The following is a 15,556-nucleotide window of genomic DNA, read 5'->3' as shown; positions in this document are numbered from 1 at the left end:
CAGGAAGCACTCACATACGGAGGCGGCGGCGGACCGTCACGAGCACCTGGACGAACCCGACGACCGCGAGCACCGCGGCGATGAGGACAGCGATCGTCGCCACCGGCAGCCCCGGACTCACGACGGTCCCCAGCAGGCCCAGCGCCGTGACGATCACCCGCGACGGCCGCTCCCACACGCTGACCACGCCCACGTCGGGCAGCCGCGCCGACGATCGCACCGACTCCTGGAGCAGGGTCAGCGTCCCCACACCGACCGCGAGCCACCCCGGCGCGCCCGCCAGTACCAGGGCCACGAGGAACGCGACGTCGCCGATGCGGTCGACGAGCGGGTCGAGCACCCGCCCCCACGCCGTCGCCGTGTCGGTGAGCACCGCGACCGCCCCGTCCAGCCCGTCGAGCAGGGCGCACAGGACCGCGAACACCGCGCCGACCAGCGGCAACCCGCCGAGCACGAAGCAGGGCACCGCCACCCCGCACGCACACGACAGCGCCGTCAGCACCCACGGCGGCACGCCGCGCCGCGCCAGCGGGCGCGCGACGACGTACACGACCCGCAGCCACCCCAGCACCAGCCCCGACGGCTCGATCCCGCCGTGGGCCGCCGACCACCGCGCGAGGAACGTGTTCACTGCTCCCGCACGACGTCGCCGGGGTCCTTGTCCTCCCGGAGCCCCTGGTAGCGCGGGTGGCGCAGCCGGCCGTCGGTCGTCCACTCGCCGAAGCCCACCGCGCACACGAGCTCCGGGCGCACCCAGTGCAGGCCCTTCTCGTGCACCGCGTCGACGAACGGGCTCGCGTCCGCGGCCAGCCCGTCCAGCCGGTCACGCAGCATCGCCAGCGTCGCCGCGTCGTACCCGGTCCCGACCTTCCCGGCGTACCGCAGGTCCCCGCCGGCGTAGTACCCGACCAGCAGCGCCCCCAGCCCGCGCCGCGACCCGCTCGGGTCGGTCCAGCCGCCGACGACGAACTCCTGGTCGCGGACGCACTTGAGCTTGAGCCAGTCGCGGCTGCGCCCGCCGACGACGTACGGGGCGTCGCTGCGCTTGGCGATCAGCCCCTCCCAGCCGTCCCCGCACGCCTCGGCGAGCAGCTCCGACGGCTCGCCCTCCAGCGCCGGCGACCGGAACAGCGGCGCCGAGAACGACACCACCGCGTCGAGGATCCGGTGCCGCGTCGACTGCGGCAGCCGCGTCACGTCGATCGCGTCGAGCACCAGCAGGTCGAACAGGTGCGCCTCGACCTCCACGCCGGTCCGGCGCGCGCGGTTCGGGTCCTGGAGGTGCATGCGCGCCTGGAGGCTCGAGAACGTCCCGTCGGCGGCGGTGATCTCCCCGTCGAGGACGAACTGGTCGGGGCCCTGGTCGCCGAGCGCCTCGACGATCTCCGGGTAGCTCCCGTCCATCGACTTCTGGTTCCGCGACCACAGCCGCGGCGTCTGCCCCTTCTCGCGCGTGGCGATCACCCGCACGCCGTCGAGCTTGCGCTCGAAGATCCAGCCGGCCCCCGGCGGGTGCTCCTTCGACAAGGTCGCGAGCATCGGCGCGCGGAACCCGACGCCGTCGGCCTTGCGCAGCGCTCGCTGCTGCTCGGCGGGGAGGTCCCACACGTCGTCCGGCACCCTGCCTTCCTACCCCCTACCGTCGGGCCCCATGAGCGAGCAGCGCAACGACGCGGCGAACATCGAGCAGCGCTACGTCGCCGAGTACAACGAGGAGGAGGCGCTGGTCGAGGGCCTCGACCCGGCGAAGTCCGGCGACGAGAAGACCACCGACCAGGTGAAGGCCGCCGGGGACGACGTCGAGGAGCAGGTCGACGAGATGGCGGATCCGGAACGGTGAAGCAGAAGTGACCCGCCGGTAGGCGCCTCTCGGTGCGCTGTGCCACGATCCTGCGCCATGCGGTATCTGGTGACCGGCGGTACCGGGTTCCTGGGGCGCACGGTGCTCACGCGCCTGCTCGCCCGCGACGACTGCGAGGCCGTCTACGCGCTCGTGCGCGAGGGCTCGCGCGACCGGCTGCTGCGCCGGCTCGCCGACGTGGAGGGCCACGACAAGGTCGTGCCCGTCGTCGGCGACCTCACGGCACCCCGGCTGGGCCTGCACGACGCCGAGGTCGACGGGCTGCGCGACCGCGTCGACCACGTCCTGCACCTCGGCGCCGTCTACGACATCACCGCCGACGACGCCACCAACCACGGCGCCAACGTCGACGGCACGCGCGGCATCACCGAGCTCGCCGCGAAGATCAACGCGGGAACGCTCCACCACGTCTCCTCCGTCGCCGTCGCCGGCGAGTACGAGGGCACGTTCACCGAGGACGACCTCGACGTCGGCCAGCGCTTCGGCAACCCGTACCACCGCACCAAGTACGAGGCCGAGCGCATCGTCCGCGAGGAGTCGACCACCCCGTGGCGCGTCTACCGCCCCGCGGTCGTCGTCGGCGACTCGCAGACCGGCGAGATGGACAAGGTCGACGGCCCGTACTACCTGCTCACGGCCATCTCGCTGCTGGGCCGCCTGCCGAGTGCACTGCGCTTCGCCATCCCCGAGCTCGGCGCCACCAACGTCGTCCCGGTCGACTTCGTCGCCGACGCGATGGTCCACCTCGTCCACGAGCCGGGCCTCGACGGCCGCGCCTTCCACCTCGTGCACCCGCGCCCGCAGCCGCTCTCCGAGGTCTACAACGCGCTCGCGGGCCCGCTGGGCGCCCCGAAGGTGCTCGCGACGATGCCGGAGGCGATCGGCGGGCTCCTCAAGAAGGCGACCGACGCCGCCTCGACCGTCCCCGCCCTCGCCGCCGCCCGCGACATCGGGCTGGCCGAGCTCGACATCCCGCCCGAGATCCTCCCGCACCTCACGTTCCCGACGCGCTTCACCGCGGAGAAGACGGAACAGGCACTCGCCGGGTCCGGCCTGCGCAGCCCCGAGATCGAGGACTACGCCCCCGCCCTCGTCGCGTGGTGGCGCGAGCACCTCGACCCCAACCGCCACCGCCGCTCCCGCGAGGGCGGCCCGCTGCAGGGCCGGCGGGTCGTCATCACCGGCGCCTCGTCGGGCATCGGGCGCGAGACGGCGCTCAAGGTCGCGCGGGCCGGCGGGGTGCCGCTGCTGGTGGCCCGGCGCACCGAGGAGCTCGAGCTGGTCAAGGGCGAGATCGAGCGCGACGGCGGCCAGGCCTGGGTGTACTCGTGCGACATCACCGACGCCGAGTCGGTCGACGCGCTGGTCAAGGCCATGCTGAACGACCACTCCGGGCCCGACACCGGCATCGACATGCTGGTCAACAACGCCGGCCGGTCGATCCGCCGCGGCGTGCGCCTCGAGCTGGAGCGCTTCCACGACTTCGAGCGCACCATGTCGATCAACTACTTCGGCGCCGTCCGGCTGACGCTCGCCCTGCTCCCGCACATGCTCGAGCGGCGCTTCGGCCACGTCGTCAACATCTCGTCGATCGGCGTCCAGACCGGCCCGCCCCGCTTCTCCGCCTACGTCGCGAGCAAGGCGGCGCTCGACGCGTGGACGTCGATCGTGGCCACCGAGACCCTGGGCGAGGGCGTCACGTTCACCACGGTGCACATGCCGCTGGTGCGCACGCCCATGATCGCCCCGACGCGCATCTACGACGCCTTCCCCACCGACTCCCCGGAGGAGGCGGCGGACAAGGTCATGCACGCCCTGGTCGACCGTCCCAAGCACGTCGGCACGCTGCTGGGCACGCTCGGCGCGGTGGCGGGCGCGCTGACGCCGCAGATCAAGGACGGTGTCATGCACGTCGCCTACCGCGTGTTCCCGGAGTCAGCGGCGGCGCGTGAGGGTAGTGACCAGGCGAGCCACGACGACGCACGCACGCTCGACACGGGCCCGCTCTCGCGTGGCGCCCAGGCCATGGCCCGACTTCTCCCTGGAGTGCACTGGTGAAGACCCCGTTCGGCACACCGACCGAGCTCGCCACCGGGCTGCGGCTGCTGACCGGAGCGGGCGTCATCGCCCCGGTGGCGCCGCACCGTGCCGCGCTGTTCCCGACGGCGCTCTACCGCTACGGCTTCACACCGACCACGGCGTTCGTCGTCGGACGGTGGCGCCACCCGGAGCGCGTCGCGGTGGTCGACGACCGCGGCACCGTCACGTTCCGCGAGATCCACGAGCGCACCGACCGGCTGGCCCGCGCCCTCGCCGACCGCCGCGTCGGCCCCGGCAGCCGGGTCGCGGTGCTCTGCCGCAACCACCGCGGGCCGATCGAGACGATCCTCGCGGTCAGCAAGGTCGGCGCGGACGTCGTCCTGCTCAACACCGGGCTGTCGCCGGCGCAGATGAAGGCCGTCGCCGAGGAGCAGGAGATCACGACGATCGTCGTCGACTCCGACCTCGCCGACCGGCTCGACGAGGTGCCCGCCGAGGTCAAGCGGATCACCGCCTGGACCGAGGGCGTCGGGTGCTGGGGCGACGACACGCTCGAGGGGCTCATCGAGGCGGACGGGTCGCAGGCGCTGCCGACGCGGCCGCCGCAGGGCAAGACGATCGTGCTGACCTCGGGCACCACCGGCACCCCGAAGGGCGCCGAGCGCCCCTCCCCCAACGGCATCGGCGTCGTCAACGCGATCCTCTCGCGCATCCCGCTGACCGCCCAGGAGCCCGCGCTGGTGTCCGCGCCGCTGTTCCACACGTGGGGCTTCGCGGCGTTCCAGATCGGGTCGCTCATGGGCTCGACGCTGATCCTGCGCCGCAAGTTCGACCCCGAGGACGCGCTGGCCCAGCTCGCGCAGCACCGGTGCACGGCGATGTTCGCGGTGCCGGTGATGCTGCAGCGCATCCTCGAGCTCGACGACGAGGTCAAGGCTCGCTACGACACGTCCGCGCTGGCCACGGTCACCGCCACCGGCTCGGCGATGCCCCCGGCGAAGGTCACCGCGTTCCTCGAGACCTTCGGCGACAAGCTCTACATGCTCTACGGCTCCACCGAGGTCTCCTGGGCCTCGATCGCCAAGCCCGAAGAACTGCGCTCCGAGCCCGGCACCGCGGGCCGCCCGCCCGTCGGGACGACCGTGAAGATCCTCGGTGAGGACGACGCGGAGCTCCCGGCCGGCGAGACCGGGCGCATCTTCGTCGGCAACGACATGCTCTTCACCGGCTACACCGGCGGGCGCGGCGAGACCGAGGTCGTCGACGACATGCTCGGCACCGGTGACCTCGGGCACTTCGACCGCAACGGCCTGCTGTTCATCTCCGGCCGCGCCGACGACATGATCGTCTCGGGCGGCGAGAACATCCACGCCGGCGAGGTCGAGGGGCTGCTCGCCGACATGCAGGGCGTCAAGGAGGCGGCGGTCGTCGGCGTCGACGACGAGGAGTACGGCCAGCGCCTCGCGGCCTACCTCGTCCTGGAGCCGGGCGCGTCCGTCGACGCCGACGGCGTGCGCGACCACGTCAAGAACCACCTCGCCCGCTTCGCCTCGCCGCGCGACGTGGAGTTCCTCGACGAGCTGCCGCGCAACAACACCGGGAAGGTCCTCAAGAAGGAGCTCGGCTCCTCGGCGTCCTGATGTTGGGCAGACTGGTCCGGTGACGACGCCGGGGACGGGCGAGCGGCGCCTGCGCGCGCCGGCGCACCGCGTGAGCCCGCGCGCCCGGCGCTGGTGGGCGCTGCGCTCGGCGCTCGGCACGCTCGCGCTGCTCGTCCCCCAGGTCGTCGTCGCGCTGCTGTTCCCCCGCTACGGCCAGCTGATGCTGCTCACGGGCGCCGCGACGGTCGTGGTCGGCGTCGTCCACCTGCTCGTCGTCCCGCGCTGGCGCTACGCGCTGCACCGCTGGGAGATCACCGACGACGCCGTCCACACGCTCTCGGGCTGGCTGCGCCTGGAGTGGCGGATCGCCCCGATCTCGCGGGTGCAGACCGTCGACACCGACCGCGGCCCGCTGCAGCGCCTGCTGGGGCTGTCGTCGGTGACCGTGACGACGGCGTCGTCCTCGGGGGCGCTGACGATCGACGGGCTGGAGGCCGACGCCGCGGTCACCCTCGCCGACCGCCTCACGCGAGCGACCGAGCACCTCGGCGAGGACGCGACGTGAGCACGCCGGTTCCGGACTGGCAGCGCCTCGACCGCCGCATGCTCGTCGTCCACCCCGTGGTCGACCTGGCGAAGCTGGTGCCGGTCCTGCTCGTCATCGCGATCACCGGCGGGTCCGCCGACGACCGGTGGCGGCTCTGGGGCGGGCTCCTGCTCGCCGCCGCGGTGCTCGCGTTCGGGATCTCGCGCTGGTTCACGACGACCTACCGCATCGGCGCCGACCGCGTGGAGCTGCGCACGGGCCTGCTGCGCCGCCACCACCACGCCGTGCACCGCGACCGCATCCGCACCGCCGACCTCACCGCCAACCCGGCGCACCGGCTCTTCGGGCTCGCGGTCGTGCGGGTCGGCACGGGACGCCGCGAGGGCGGCGACGACGCCGAGCTGACCCTCGACGCCGTGGGCCGCGGCGAGGCCGAGCGCCTGCGGGCCCTGCTGCTCGGGGAGGCGGCACCCGGCACCGCCGAGGCACCCCTGCTCGCCCGTCTGCGCTGGTCGTGGGTGCGTTTCGCCCCGCTGACGTTCTCGGCGATCGCGGTCGTCGGCGCCGTGTGGTTCGGCCTGCTCCGCCTCGCCGAGGAGTTCTCGTTCCGCCCCGGGCGCCAGGTCCTCGAGGAGACCGCGGGCCGGGCGCCGATCTGGCTGGGCGCCGCCGCGCTGGTCGTCACCGCCGTGCTCGGCGCGGCCGTCGTGTTCGTCGAGGGCTGGTGGGGCTACCGGCTCACCCGCGCGGACGACGGCGGCCTCGTCGTGCGCCGCGGGCTGCTGACCCGCCGCACGCTCTCGCTGGAGGGCCGGAGGGTGCGCGGCGTCGAGGTCGACGAGCCGCTGCTGCTGCGCCTCGGCCGCGGCGCGCGCCCGCTCGCGCTGACCACGGGCCTGCACTCCGACGGCTCCGGCGAGCACGTCGGCGCGGTCGGCCCGGCGATGCCGCGTCGCGAGGCCCACCGGCTGGCGGCGGGCGTGCTCGGCGTCCCCGAGGACGACGCGACCCGCACCCCGCTGGAGCGTCACCCGCGCGCCGCGATCGTGCGCCGCTGGACCCGCGCGCTGGGCCCGACGCTCGTCGTCGCCGCCGTCCTGCTCGCGCTGCCCCAGGCACCCGCCGACGGGATCGTCGTCCCGCTCCTGCTCCTCGGGGCCACGCTGCTCGGGCTCGACCGCGTCCGGTCGCTCGGCCACGCGCTCACCCGCGACCACCTCGTCGCCCGCCAGGGCGCGTGGGTGCGCCGGACCGTCGTGCTGCGCCGCGCCGGGGTGATCGGCTGGCGGCTCACCCAGACGATCACCCAGCGACGGACGGGCCTGGTGACGCTGCACGCGGTCACCGCGGCGGGCCGGGGCCGCTACGAGGTGCTCGACGTCGACGCCGCCCGCGCCCTCGATCTCGTCGACGACGTCACGCCGGGCCTGCTGGCACCCTTCGTGATCGACGGTGGAGGGGCCGGGCGACTCGCGCGCCGTTAGGGTCGGACGGGTGAACGCCCGTCTGGTGTGGATCGACTGCGAGATGACCGGGCTCGACCTGCGGAACGACGCGCTGATCGAGATCGCGGCCCTGGTGACCGACGCGGACCTCGTCCCGTTCGGCGAGGGTGTCGACGTCGTCATCCACGCGTCCGACCCCGCGCTCGAGGCGATGCCGGACGTAGTCCGCGACATGCACGCCAAGTCGGGCCTGACCGACGAGGTCCGCCGCTCGACGGTGACGATGGCCGAGGCCGAGAAGCTGGTCCTCGACTACATCCGCGAGCACGTGCCCGAGGGCCGCTCGGCGCCCCTGTGCGGCAACTCGATCGCCACCGACCGCGGCTTCATCGCCCGCGACATGCCCGAGCTCGACGGCTACCTGCACTACCGGATGGTCGACGTCAGCTCGATCAAGGAGCTGTGCCGGCGCTGGTACCCGCGCATCTACTACGCGCAGCCCGAGAAGGGCCTCGCCCACCGCGCGCTCGCCGACGTCCGCGAGTCGATCCGCGAGCTCGAGTACTACCGGCGCACGGCGTTCGTGCCGATGCCGGGCCCGAGCAGCGAGGAGGCGCAGGCCGCGGCGTCGTCGGTGGTCGCCGACGACCGCGCGGGCGTCAACGCCGCCGAGGCCACGGAGAAGGGCCCGGCCGGCGGTCAGGCACCGCCGCCCGGGAGCTGATCCCGCACCACGCAGCGGAACCCGAGGTGGCTCATGCCCGTGTCCACGGGCTGGGGCCGGCGCGCGGCCGGGCGGTAGCGCGAGCAGTACTCGTCGGCGCAGAGGAACGAGCCACCCTTGACGACGTGGCTCGGCTCGGCCGCCCCGTCCCATCGGTCGGCCGTCCACTCCCAGACGTTGCCGGCCATGTCGACGAGGTCGTAGCCGTTGGGCGGGAACGTGCCGACCGGCGTCGTCGCCCCGTAGCCGCGCTCGGCACGCCACGGGAACGCGCCGTGCCAGTGGTTCGCCATGCCGTCGCGCGGCTCGTCGCCCCACGTGTACGCAGCGCCGTCCAGCCCGCCGCGGGCGGCGGCCTCCCACTCGGTCTCGGTCGGCAGCGCCCGCCCCGCCCAGGTCGCGTACGCGGCGGCGTCCTCGTGGGCGACGTGCACGACGGGGTGGTCGGCGCGCTGGGCGAGCGACGACCCGCGCCCCTCGGGGCGGCGCCACAGCGCGCCGGGCGTCCAGGCCCACCACTGCGCGAGGTGGCGCAGGTCGACCGGGCCCGGGGTGCCGGTGAAGACCATCGAGCCCGGCACCAGGTTCTCCGGCGGGGCGCCCGGGAAGTCGGCGGGGTCGAGCGGGCGCTCGGCGACGGTCCGGTAGCCGGTGTCGCGGACGAACGCCGCGAACTGGGCGTTGGTCACCGGGTGCCGCTCGATCCAGAACCCGTCGACGCTCGCCGGGCGCGCCGGCGCCTCCTCGGCGTGGTGGCGGTCGGAGCCCATGGTGAACGTCTGGGCGGGGACCCACCGCAGATCAGTCAAAGACCTTCTCCCAGTCGTCCTTCATGCTGACGACCGTCCATCCTTCCTGCTCCGCGCGCGCCAGCAGGTCCTCCGCGCCACCGGAGTCGTCGGCCTCCCGCTCGGCGTCGTCGTGGCGCACGACCAGCCGCAGCGCCGGGAGTCCTCCGCCGGCGAACTCGAGCATCGGCAGGTCGCCGTTGGCGTTGCCGATCGCGATCACCGGGCGCCGCCCGATCCGGCTCCAGATCCGCACCGGCTTCTCCGGGCCGTCGTCGAAGAAGTCCATCTCGGCGCGGTAGAGCAGCTGCCCGTCCCGATAGTCGATCCCGAGCGCGCTGCCGATCACCCGCTCCGGCGGCACCCCGTAGAGCTCCGGCGCGATCGGGCGCATGAAGTCCCGGTCGCCGCCCGAGGCGATGTAGACGGTGAAGTCGTGCGCCTCGAGATAGCGCAGCAGCTCGACCATCGGCGCGAAGCCGCACGTCCGGTACGGGCGCTCCAGCGTCGGGTGGTCGGCCTCGGCGAAGAACGCCCGCACCGCGCGGTCGTACTCCTCGACCTCGACGGCGTCGAACGCGCTGGTCACGGCCGCCTTGAGCAGGCCGAGGTCGGTGTCGTCGCCGCGGTAGTGCTTGACCATCGCGGTGCCCATCCACCGGATGTCCCGCTCGTAGGCGGCCCGGTACGGCTGCTGGTCACGCAACGACGGGTCGGCCGTGGCCAGCACGCCGAGGCGCCGGACGAGGAAGTCGAGCTGGATCGGCATCGGCTTCTCGCACCACAGCGTGCCGTCGTTGTCGCTGACGACGATCCGTTCGTCGCTGGGGATCACCTCGGGCGAGGCGGGGTCGGTGGTGCGGCGGACGAAGTCCTCGATCGCCCGTCGCGCCGGCCCGTCACGCCAGGAGTCCAGCACCGTCAGTCCTTGGCCAGGAACTTGTGCAGCTTCTCCACGGCGTGGGTGATCGTGAAGCTGGCCGGCTCCTGGCGCGGCGGGAACTCCCGGAACGTCTCCAGGAACGCGGTGACGATCCCGCCGCCGTAGAGCGCGATGTAGTCGTGGTCGAGGAACCAGTCCCAATAGGTGTTCGACGTGGCGTCCGCCCGCTCGAAGGGGTCGGTGCGCAGGTTGAACAGCTTCGGCACCCGCAGCACGGTGAACGGCTCGGCCCAGATGCCGAGCGTGCCCTCCTTGCGCTGCTCCTGGAACACGATCTTCCAGTTCTCGAAGCGCAGGCCCAGCACGTCGCCGTCGTCGGAGAAGTACACGAACCCGCGCCGCGGCGAGTGCTCGACCTCGCCGGTCAGGTAGGGCAGCAGGTCGTAGCCGTCGATGTGGACGCGGAACCCCTGGTGGCCGGTCTTGAGCTTCTCCACGATGTCCGGGTCGCCGGCCGCGGACAGGAACGTCGGCAGCCAGTCGTGGTGCTGGACGATGTCGTTGGAGACCACCCCGGCCGGGATGTGGCCGGGCCAGCGGATCACCTCGGGGACCCGGAACGCGCCCTCCCAGTTGGTGTCCTTCTCGCTGCGGAACGGGGTCGTCGCCCCGTCCGGCCAGGTGTTGGCGTGAGGGCCGTTGTCGGTCGAGTAGATGACGATCGTGTCCTCGGCGATGCCGAGCTCGTCGAGCAGGTCGAGCAGCTGCCCGACGTTGCGGTCGTGGTCGATCATCGTGTCGTGGTACGGCGACTGCCAGAAGCCGGCCTGCCCGAGGCTCTCCGGCTTCGTGTGCGTCCGGAGGTGCATGTGGGTCATGTTCATCCAGCAGAAGAACGGCGTCTCGGCTTCGTGCTGCTTGCGGATCCAGCCAGCGCACGCCGTCGTGAACTCGTCGTCGCAGGTCTCCATGCGCTTCTTGGTCAGCGCGCCGGTGTCCTCGATCCGCTGCTTGCCGACGCGCCCGTACTTGGGGTCGACGGTGTCGTCGTCCTCCTCGGTCGCCCAGCAGTGCAGGACGCCGCGGGGGTACAGGAACCCGTGCAGCCGCGGGTACGCGTCCTTGCCCGGGTAGTCCGGCAGCTCCGGCTCCTCCTCGGCGTTGAGGTGGTAGAGGTTGCCGAAGAACTCGTCGAAGCCGTGCACCGTCGGCAGGTACTTGTTGAGGTCGCCGAGGTGGTTCTTGCCGAACTGCCCGGTGGCGTAGCCGAGCGGCTTGAGCAGCTCCGCGATCGTGGGGTCGGCCGCGTTCAGGCCGACGTCCATGCCGGGGAACCCGACCTTGCTCATGCCCGTGCGGTAGACGCTCTGCCCGGTGATGAACGCCGCCCGCCCGGCCGTGCAGCTCTGCTCGCCGTAGGAGTCGGTGAACCGCATGCCCTCGTCCGCGATCCGGTCGATGTTCGGCGTGCGGTAGCCCATCAACCCGTCGCTGTAGCAGGACAGGTTGGTGATCCCGATGTCGTCACCCCAGATGACGAGGATGTTCGGCTGGCCACCGGGCATGGGTCCTCCTCGGGTTGCTGCTGTCTCACGGGGTCGGCTCGATCTCGCCGGGCTGCCACGTCTTGTCGAACCAGCCCTCGAGCGGGCCGTAGAGCCGCAGGATCGTGAACCACGACTTGCCGGGCACGGTCTGCACCCAGTTGGCCTCGTGCCCCGCGGGGGCGGTCGGGCCGAACCAGACGTCGGCGCTGCCGTCGGGGTTCACGGCGACGCGCTCGTCGAGGCTCATGACCGACGGGTAGGGGTCGTCGGTCTCGAGCAGGGAGCGGGTCTGGGTGTCGTAGACGTCGACCGACCAGAAGTTCTTCGCCGGGATGCCGGCGGACAGGTGCAGCCGGTAGGAGCGCCCGCCGTCGAGCCACGCGCCGTCGGCCGCCTGCGCGGTGTAGACGTAGGCCGACCCGGCGCCGACCTGCGCGTGCGCCATCGCCGGGGTGATGACGGTGGCGACGTAGTGGAACTGGACCCGCGCGTCGAGCAGGCGGGCGTGGTCGCGGAGGAACTCGTAGCTGCCGCTGGGGAAGAGGTCGAGCCAGTTGCTGCCCGGATAGCGGTGGGCAGCCGGGTCGCGGGGCGCGTAGACCAGGGCACGGGACGCCGCGGCCGCGAGGCGCGCGCCCTGCTCGAGGATGCCGCGCATCCGCTCGTCGGGGGCGAACGGGCGACCGTGGACGATGCCGATCGCCTCACACTGCCCGGCCCGTTCCGGATCCAGGGCCTCGGGCGGCTCCTCCTGGACCAGCGTGTCGATCTCCTCGTAGAACGACGCGTCGTTGGCGTGGACGGTGTTGAAGTGATGGACCGCGATGTCGATGTAGGTCATGGCGGGCGGGTCGGCCGCCTTCTCCAGGGGATAGACGCGCGTCCTCGTGATGTCGTCGACCCCGCCGAGCGCCCGCACGACCAGCCAGTTCGTGAACGTGGGCGGGCGCAGCACGACGTATCCGTCCGGCTCGGGGCCGTCGTGCCCGGGCGGCAGCAGGACGTACTTCCCGCCGGCGCCGCGGTCGGGGCCGGCGATCCCGAGGTCGGCGACGTAGCGGAACCAGAAGTCGTCGAGGACGCACAGCGAGTTCGGCGGGTTCTCGACGACCAGCGGGCCGTCGCGCAGGTCGAGGAACATGGTGCCGTAGGTCGTCTCGGTGTTCGGGGTGAGCGCGAACGACCTCGAGTTCGCGCGCGGCGCCGTGTAGCCGAGGACGGTGTTGCCGTCGACGCCGATGCTGCGGAAGCCGCGGCGCATCGCCACCAGCGAGGCCCCGGGCACGGTGTTCAGGTAGACCTCGATCGCCCGCGTCAGGTCGAGCATGTCGTAGATCGTGGTGATCGAGTCCTGCGTCGGGACGCCGTCGAAGAAGCGCAGCTCGCCGAACGGCGAGTCCACGCGGTCGGGCACGGCGATCGTGGCGCGGGCCTGCTCGAGATCAGCCATGGACCCACCGTCGCGGGCGGGCACCGTGCGGGTCCTCATCCGCCGCGGATGAGCCGTCACGCCAGCCCGGCGATCCCGTCGCCGACGAGCTTGAGCCCGATGACGAGCAGCAGGACGGTCATGATCGCCGTGTTGTGCGCGGACATCCACCGCCGCAGGCCGTCGAGCACGTGCGCGCTGCGCGCGCCGAGCGCCACGTCGATCGCGACGGGCAGGCCGGGGCCGAGGGTGCCGAGCACGACGAACACGGCGAGGGCGACGGCCTGACCGCCGGCGCCGACCCCGGTCTGCGCGATGGCGGCGGCCGCCCCGACCGTCAGCAGCAGGTTCTTGGGGTTGACCGCCGAGAGCAGCACGCCGAGCCCGGCCGCCTTGCCCGGCCCGAAGGTGTCGATGGTCGCCATCCAGCCCGGCAGCGCGGGCTCCTCGCCGCCGCGGGGACGGCCGCGCCACTGTCGGAGGGCCAGCACCAGCAGGCCGAGACCCAGCACGATCTTGACCACGTCCACCCACGTGGCGGGCTGCGACGGCCCGTCGGACGCGCCGGCGCCTGCCGAGACCAGCAGCACGATCGTCCCGGCCGCGGCCAGGCCCACGATCCACCCGGCGAGAAACGCCGGCCCGTTCACCCGTCCTCGCGGAGTGGCCAGCATGAGCACCACCGCGATGATCGGCACCGGGCTCAGCGCGACACCGATGCCCAGCGGCAGCACCGCCCCGATCGCGGCGTCCACGCCGGTCAGCGCTTCCGGCGCCGCAGCATCAGGCCGATCAGCAGCCCGATGATCAGCGTGATGGTCAGCGCGGCCCACTGCGGCATGACGACCACGGGGATGAGCAGGCGGATGGTCACGAAGGCGCGGTTCTCGAGGATGAAGATGATCACGAGGACGGCCAGGACCACCGGCAGGAACCAGCGGGAGCGGTAGAAGGGCGTCGACTCGGCCGCTCGGGCGGCGTTGCGGGGTGGGGTGTCGGTCATGGTTCGCTCCTCAGGGTTCCTTCGTGAGTGACAGGACCGCCTCGTCGACGGTCGGGAACACGGTCGCCGCGGACTCGTCGGTGAGTCGCAGCAGGTCACGGACCTGCCCGATGTCGCGGGCGATCGCGAGCGTCACGCCCTGCGCGCGCAGCGTCGTCGTGAGCTCGATCAGCATCCGCGCGGCGGTGACGTCGATGGTCGGGACGGAGCGGGCGTCGAGGACGACGGCGTGGGTCCCGTCGGTCGCGAGCGCGGCCAGCGCGTCGCGGACGTGGTCGGCGTTGGCGAAGAACAGGCCGCTCTCGACGCGGACCACGGCGACGCCCGGGGTGACGGCGGCGTCGGCGTGGCGCTCGCGGTCGACCCAGAGGCCGGGCTGCGCCTCGCCCAGCACGGCGATGTGCGGCCGCGAGGCGCGGTAGAGCAGCAGCAGGACCGAGATGCCGATGCCGATGAAGAGCCCGGGCAGCGTGTCGAAGACCAGCACGCCCAGCATCGCGGCGACCGCGGCGGTGAAGTCGGCGCGTGCGGCGGGCCCGCTCAGGTAGCGGGCCCGCATCCGGTACAGCACGCGCAGCGCCGGGATGTCGATCAGCTCGACGACGGCGGCGATGACGATCGCCGCGAGGGCCGGTTCGGGGAGCAGGGCGAACAGGCCGGTCAGGAACAGCAACGTCAGCACGGTGAGCACGGCCGCGGTGATCGCCGAGACCTCGCTGCGCGCGCCGGCGCTCCCGTTGACCGCGGTCTTGGAGAGGCTGCCGTTGACGACCATCCCCGACGTCAGCCCTGCCCCGAGGTTCGCCACGCCGAGGCCGACGAGCTCGCGGTCGACGTCGACGCGGTAGCCGCCGCGGGTCGCGTAGGTCTTCGCCGCCCCGAGACCCTCGGCGAAACCGACGAGCGCGACGCCGACGGCCCCGCTCGCGAGGTCGAGGTAGCTGCTCACGGGCACGTCGGGCAGGCCCAGCGGCGGGAGCCCGGACGGCACGGGGCCGACGACGTCGAGCCCGTGGGCGTCGAGCCCCAGCACCCACACGGCCGCGATCGCCAAGGCCACGGCGACCAGCGAGCCCGGCACGACGGGCAGCCACCGGCGCAGGCCCAGCACGATCGCGAGGACGGCGGCGCCGACCACCAGCGCGAGCAGCTGGGTGTCCCCGAGGTGCGTGACGACGTACCAGAGCTGCGCGAAGAAGTCGCCGTCGCCCTTCTCGATCCCGAGGAGCTTCGGCACCTGCCCGACCGCGATGGTCAGCGCCAGCCCGATGATGAACCCCTTGAGCACCGGCTCGGAGATGAACGAGGCGAGGAAGCCCAGGCGGAAGGCGCCCGCGACGACCGCGATGAGCCCGACGGTGATCGCGAGCGCGGTGGTCATCGCCACGGCGTCGGGACCGGTCACCCCGAGGTCGCCGATCACCCCGGCCGACAGCGCGGCCGTCGCAGCCATCGGACCGACGATCAGGTGCCGCGAGCTGCCGACCAGCGCGTACAGCACGAGCGCGGGCACGGCGGCGTAGAGGCCGACGGCCGGCGGGACCCCGGCGATCGTGGCGTAGGCCAGCGACTCCGGGACGAGGACCGCCCACACGGTCGCCCCGGCCACGAGGTCACCGCGCAGCCACGCCCGGCGGTAGCCACGCAGCGACGGCGCGAGGACAGCGGGCATCGACCACGCTCCCGGG

General features: G+C 73.0%; 15 protein-coding genes. 6 read left to right on the top strand and 9 right to left on the bottom strand.

Annotated elements, in window-relative coordinates; translation table 11 throughout:
* Positions 1-10: 10 nt before the first annotated feature.
* Both EV188_RS30680 and ligD read right to left on the bottom strand, forming a co-directional pair.
* On the bottom strand, positions 11-631 hold the full coding sequence (locus tag EV188_RS30680) for a CDP-alcohol phosphatidyltransferase family protein (RefSeq protein WP_133830146.1): 621 nt from the start codon (positions 629-631) through the stop codon (positions 11-13).
* Positions 628-1,620 (bottom strand): non-homologous end-joining DNA ligase, encoded by a 993-nt coding sequence (gene ligD, locus EV188_RS30675; protein WP_243742123.1) that lies wholly within the window; start codon positions 1,618-1,620, stop codon positions 628-630. Before ligD ends, EV188_RS30680 begins: the two co-directional genes overlap by 4 nt.
* A 31-nt stretch (positions 1,621-1,651) precedes the next feature.
* Here ligD and EV188_RS30670 point away from each other — a divergent pair, with 31 nt between their 5' ends.
* From EV188_RS30670 to orn, 6 genes are read left to right on the top strand one after another with little or no spacing between them, the layout of a single operon-like run.
* On the top strand, positions 1,652-1,840 hold the full coding sequence (locus tag EV188_RS30670; RefSeq protein WP_133830145.1) for a hypothetical protein: 189 nt from the start codon (positions 1,652-1,654) through the stop codon (positions 1,838-1,840).
* Positions 1,841-1,897: 57 nt separating this feature from the next.
* Positions 1,898-3,919 carry an SDR family oxidoreductase gene (locus EV188_RS30665; RefSeq protein WP_133830144.1) on the top strand — a complete coding sequence of 674 codons (2,022 nt, stop codon included), beginning with the start codon at positions 1,898-1,900 and terminating at the stop codon, positions 3,917-3,919.
* Entirely contained in the window at positions 3,916-5,541 is a 1,626-nt protein-coding gene (locus tag EV188_RS30660; protein ID WP_133830143.1) for an AMP-binding protein, read from the top strand. Before EV188_RS30665 ends, EV188_RS30660 begins: the two co-directional genes overlap by 4 nt.
* Before the next feature lie 19 nt (positions 5,542-5,560).
* Positions 5,561-6,067: a PH domain-containing protein gene (locus tag EV188_RS30655; RefSeq protein WP_133830142.1), complete on the top strand. Its 507-nt coding sequence runs from the start codon at positions 5,561-5,563 to the stop codon at positions 6,065-6,067.
* The gene (locus EV188_RS30650) at positions 6,064-7,533 is read left to right on the top strand and encodes a PH domain-containing protein (RefSeq protein WP_133830141.1); all 1,470 of its coding nucleotides are present in this window, start codon (positions 6,064-6,066) and stop codon (positions 7,531-7,533) included. The genes EV188_RS30655 and EV188_RS30650 overlap by 4 nt, the downstream gene beginning before the upstream one ends.
* A 10-nt stretch (positions 7,534-7,543) precedes the next feature.
* Positions 7,544-8,218 carry an oligoribonuclease gene (gene orn / locus EV188_RS30645; protein WP_133830140.1) on the top strand — a complete coding sequence of 225 codons (675 nt, stop codon included), beginning with the start codon at positions 7,544-7,546 and terminating at the stop codon, positions 8,216-8,218.
* Here the strand turns inward: orn and EV188_RS30640 are convergent.
* Genes EV188_RS30640 through EV188_RS30610 form a run of 7 tightly spaced genes read right to left on the bottom strand, consistent with a single transcriptional unit; the run spans position 8,194 to position 15,540 of the window.
* Complete coding sequence (locus tag EV188_RS30640) at positions 8,194-9,027, bottom strand: formylglycine-generating enzyme family protein (protein ID WP_243742122.1); 834 nt, start codon at positions 9,025-9,027, stop codon at positions 8,194-8,196. The genes orn and EV188_RS30640 overlap by 25 nt on opposite strands.
* Complete coding sequence (locus EV188_RS30635; protein WP_133830139.1) at positions 9,020-9,925, bottom strand: HAD family hydrolase; 906 nt, start codon at positions 9,923-9,925, stop codon at positions 9,020-9,022. Before EV188_RS30635 ends, EV188_RS30640 begins: the two co-directional genes overlap by 8 nt.
* A gap of 2 nt (positions 9,926-9,927) precedes the next feature.
* Positions 9,928-11,454 (bottom strand): arylsulfatase, encoded by a 1,527-nt coding sequence (locus EV188_RS30630; RefSeq protein WP_133830138.1) that lies wholly within the window; start codon positions 11,452-11,454, stop codon positions 9,928-9,930.
* 25 nt (positions 11,455-11,479) lie between these two features.
* Entirely contained in the window at positions 11,480-12,886 is a 1,407-nt protein-coding gene (locus EV188_RS30625; protein ID WP_208114438.1) for a DUF1254 domain-containing protein, read from the bottom strand.
* Between the two features lie 56 nt (positions 12,887-12,942).
* The gene (locus EV188_RS30620; RefSeq protein ID WP_133830137.1) at positions 12,943-13,620 is read right to left on the bottom strand and encodes a GAP family protein; all 678 of its coding nucleotides are present in this window, start codon (positions 13,618-13,620) and stop codon (positions 12,943-12,945) included.
* Between the two features lie 5 nt (positions 13,621-13,625).
* Positions 13,626-13,868, bottom strand: a complete 243-nt coding sequence (locus EV188_RS30615; RefSeq protein WP_133830136.1) for a LapA family protein — start codon at positions 13,866-13,868, stop codon at positions 13,626-13,628.
* 10 nt (positions 13,869-13,878) lie between these two features.
* Positions 13,879-15,540 (bottom strand): SulP family inorganic anion transporter, encoded by a 1,662-nt coding sequence (locus EV188_RS30610; protein ID WP_133830135.1) that lies wholly within the window; start codon positions 15,538-15,540, stop codon positions 13,879-13,881.
* Between the last annotated feature and the right edge of the window lie 16 nt (positions 15,541-15,556).

Source organism: Actinomycetospora succinea (assembly GCF_004363095.1).
Lineage (GTDB): Bacteria > Actinomycetota > Actinomycetes > Mycobacteriales > Pseudonocardiaceae > Actinomycetospora > Actinomycetospora succinea.
Note: the sequence above shows the minus strand (reverse complement) of the source record. Positions and strands in the feature narration are given on the sequence as shown.

Bases quoted from the DNA above. Each gene is read 5' to 3' on its own strand.
- EV188_RS30625 (WP_208114438.1), bottom strand. From the start codon at position 12,886: ATGGCTGATCTCGAGCAGGCCCGCGCCACGATCGCCGTGCCCGACCGC.
- EV188_RS30630 (WP_133830138.1), bottom strand. From the start codon at position 11,454: ATGCCCGGTGGCCAGCCGAACATCCTCGTCATCTGGGGTGACGACATC.
- EV188_RS30610 (WP_133830135.1), bottom strand. From the start codon at position 15,540: ATGCCCGCTGTCCTCGCGCCGTCGCTGCGTGGCTACCGCCGGGCGTGG.
- EV188_RS30670 (WP_133830145.1), top strand. From the start codon at position 1,652: ATGAGCGAGCAGCGCAACGACGCGGCGAACATCGAGCAGCGCTACGTC.
- EV188_RS30665 (WP_133830144.1), top strand. From the start codon at position 1,898: ATGCGGTATCTGGTGACCGGCGGTACCGGGTTCCTGGGGCGCACGGTG.
- EV188_RS30615 (WP_133830136.1), bottom strand. From the start codon at position 13,868: ATGACCGACACCCCACCCCGCAACGCCGCCCGAGCGGCCGAGTCGACG.